This window comes from Bradyrhizobium sp. P2_E8, from assembly GCF_056403875.1.
The window spans coordinates 1-3,142 of sequence record NZ_JBFUES010000881.1 but is presented as its reverse complement, the minus strand read 5'-3'; the positions used below and the strand labels follow the sequence as shown (position 1 = coordinate 3,142).

The 3,142-nt window shown below is 57.3% G+C and carries 3 protein-coding genes; 1 reads left to right on the top strand and 2 read right to left on the bottom strand.

Annotated elements, in window-relative coordinates:
• Positions 1-221 precede the first annotated feature (221 nt).
• On the top strand, positions 222-1,220 hold the full coding sequence (locus AC1D00_RS33620; RefSeq protein ID WP_477013632.1) for a quinone oxidoreductase family protein: 999 nt from the start codon (positions 222-224) through the stop codon (positions 1,218-1,220).
• A 221-nt stretch (positions 1,221-1,441) separates the two neighbouring features.
• On the opposite strand, the gene AC1D00_RS33615 is transcribed toward AC1D00_RS33620, so the two are convergent.
• Entirely contained in the window at positions 1,442-2,482 is a 1,041-nt protein-coding gene (locus AC1D00_RS33615; RefSeq protein ID WP_477013633.1) for a sigma-70 family RNA polymerase sigma factor, read from the bottom strand.
• Between the two features lie 43 nt (positions 2,483-2,525).
• On the bottom strand, positions 2,526-3,142 hold a 617-nt coding region (locus AC1D00_RS33610), incomplete at its 5' end, for an SDR family oxidoreductase (RefSeq protein WP_477013631.1).

Sequence of the window (3,142 nt, the reverse complement as noted above, 5' to 3'; positions counted from 1 at the left end):
GAGCCGTCCGGAGGCCGCCTTCACCGAGCCGTGACGAAAAACCGTTGCGAAAACCACAAGTAAATTCAGATCTATCCGGCGAAGCACCGCCTCGTCGAAATTGGCGGTGGGATTTAGTTCAGCGCTGGTGATCTCATTCCTCACGCTGATCAATTTGCCAGATTGCCCTACTGCGCGCAACGTGCCGACTTGATTGAACGCGCTATACGAAACCGTTGAGGATGATGATGCTGGCATACGGGGTGAGGGAATTCGGGACCGACACGCTCGAACAGGTTTGGCTACCGGACCCTGTGGCGGGAGCAGGACAAGTTCTAATCCGAAATCGCGCTGCCGGCGTCAACAATATCGATCTACTAATACGCGAAGGCCTGCTGCCCCCCGAGGCAACCCCTCTCCCGCACGTCTTGGGCGTCGAGGGCGCCGGCGTTATAGAGGTCATCGGGCAGGGAGTGAACGATCTCAGCGTGGGCGATCACGTGATCTGGCTAGGCAACCTGGGCGCAGGAGGTTATGGGCCCTACACGGTCATCGACGCCACATACGTTGCGAAGATCGCCGATACCATTTCGTTCGAGCTAGCCGCTGCGGCGCCGGTTGCGTACGCGACCGCCCGCAGCGTCATCTTCTCCTACGGCACCCCAGACCGGGGAGCCTGGGTCCTGGTTCATTCTGCAGCAGGTGGGGTTGGAGTAGCAGCACTGCACATCGCTCGCAACGCGGGTATGCGGACAATAGCGCTCACCAGCTCCGAAAAACTGAATTTTGCCCTTTCGCAGGGAGCTACTGTCGCGATCGACCGCGGCGCAAAGGAAGTCGCCGAAAAGATACTGGACATCACAGCAAGACAGGGAGTGGCTCTCAGCCTGAACTCGGTGGGAGGACCAACAATTGTGCAGGACCTCGAGGTATTAAGCGATTTCGGGCAGATCATAAGCTTCGGCCATCTAGGTGGCGCTCCACAAGGTACCGCCGCTGATTTGCTAGTTCCCTATTTCAGCAAGAGTATTGGGATTAGGGATTCAGATCTGTATACGTTCTGGAGAACCAGGAAGTACGCGTTCAAAGCGATGCTTCAGCAGATCGCCGCAGATCTGGAGAGCGGCTCCATCATTCCTCAGATCGATGCTGTTTTGCCGAGCTCAGAAGCGATAATCGCCCATGAGAGGCTAAGGTCCGGACGCTCTATGGGAAAGCTCGTGCTGCGCCACGCCCACTGAATGGCGTGAAGGCCGAGGCCGCACCTGGCAAATTGCCACTCGCGCAATCGTTGGCGCAGTCAGGGCGATCGAAACAACTCGTGGCAAGCATCGGCCTTGGTTGAATAGTTCGATCCGGACCATTCCGGAACAGGCCCTTGTCGCCTTCGATCACCTTCACCTTTGCCGCACTGCTCCCGACAATATCCTTAGATACTGCTGGATAGGCTCGACGATCGCACTCACCCGTCGCCGTCCGGAAAAATCAACGGAAGTCCGAAACGTTCAAACAATCTTGGAGCTTCGGGCTTTACAAAAAGGGTCAAAGTCAGAACAAGGTCGTGGTCGAGTGAGAGCACGTGTATTGAATGTGCAGTCCAAGGCTCACCTTCCCGCACCCGGGAGTAGGCGGCAAAAGCCGGTTGTCCATTGGACTCAGTCGGGACCAGACGGTAACTATCGTAGAATTTCCAAGCCCAATCAAAGAAAGTTCGGATCGCTTGGCGACCCGCGTACCATTGCGGCAACGGCGGCATTGTGTACGTCGCTTCCTCCTTCAGTAGAGTTACAAAGGTATCAAGATCAAGCTCTTCCCAGGCGCGCAAATAGCGACCGAGAAGCTCTTTCTGTGCAGCATTCGGTAGCGGCGAAACCGGCGGCCGGCCGTCAGGATAGCGTCGACCGAGCGTTTCGCGCGCGCGCTGGAGGGCACTGCTTACAGAGACTGTCGATCCGCCAAGCAGAGTTGCCGCCTCGCCAGGTGCCCAGCCGAGCACATCACAGAGTAAGAGCGCCGCACGCTGCCTGGGCGGCAGCTGCTGGATGGCTGCGACAAAGGCCAACTGCACTGCTTCGCGCGAAGTGTACCGTGCTTCCGGGGTAGGCGCTTGGTCGATCACTTCTTCCAGGGTTGAGGTCGGGTAAGGCTCAAGCCAAGGCACTTCACTTGCCGGCGTGCCATCCGGCAGCTCGGCAGTCGCGGGAATTCGTTGATCCGGCAGCCAACGTCGGGTCTTCTTGCGGCTCTCCAGCGCGTCGAGGCAAGCGTTCGTAGCTATCTGATATAGCCATGAGCGGAACGATCCGCGTTCCTCGAAGCTGTGAAAGCTGCGCCAAGCCCGCAGAAAAGTTTCTTGCACAAGGTCTTCTGCTTCGTGCAGGGAGCCAAGCATGCGGTAGCAATGCAGGCTCAATTCACGACGAAACGGCTCGGCAAGCCGTTCAAATGCCTTGCTCGACCACTTCGAGTCGTTCAATTGAGTTGGTGGTTCGCTCGCCGTCATCAAACTCAATATTGTCCGCCTCTACGCCATTTCAAGGGGCGGATCAGGAAGGCGCAGCTTCGATTCCCTTACCGGACACAATAAATACCTGCCCCTTGAATCGACCCGGGTTGGTCAACAGCTCCATCGCAAGATTCGCCGTATGGGACGAAGTCAGCGGGACCTCCATGCTGCGGATGAAGTCCGCTTCCGATATACCTAAATAGCTTGAATATCCAGCCACAGCATGCCTTCCGAGTTCGGTGTCGGGCATGATCCGCGGAGCAATCGTGACGAAGCGCAGCCCGAGACCAAGACGATCCGCCTCCTTCTGACTGTAATTTGCTATGAATATTTGGGTGCGCTTCGCGCCGGCATACCCTCCGGTGAGCGGAGATCCGGCGAGCGCGGCGCCACTCGATACGAGAAGTACGGATGCTCCAGCAGCGAGAGGTCGCGACAGGGCCGCTTTGCAGAAATGGAACGCCATCCGTACGTCGCTTTCCCAGTTTACCGCAAAGTCTTCCCAGCTTTGCTTGTGGAGTGGCAAGGTCGTCGGTATCACTCCGGCACACAAAACAAGGAAATCGGGTTCTAGGACTCCGAATACCTTCTCTGGCGCAGTTGCATCGGTCGCATCAAGCGCAAGAATTTCGATGCCAGGCACCTCCTCAGTAAGTC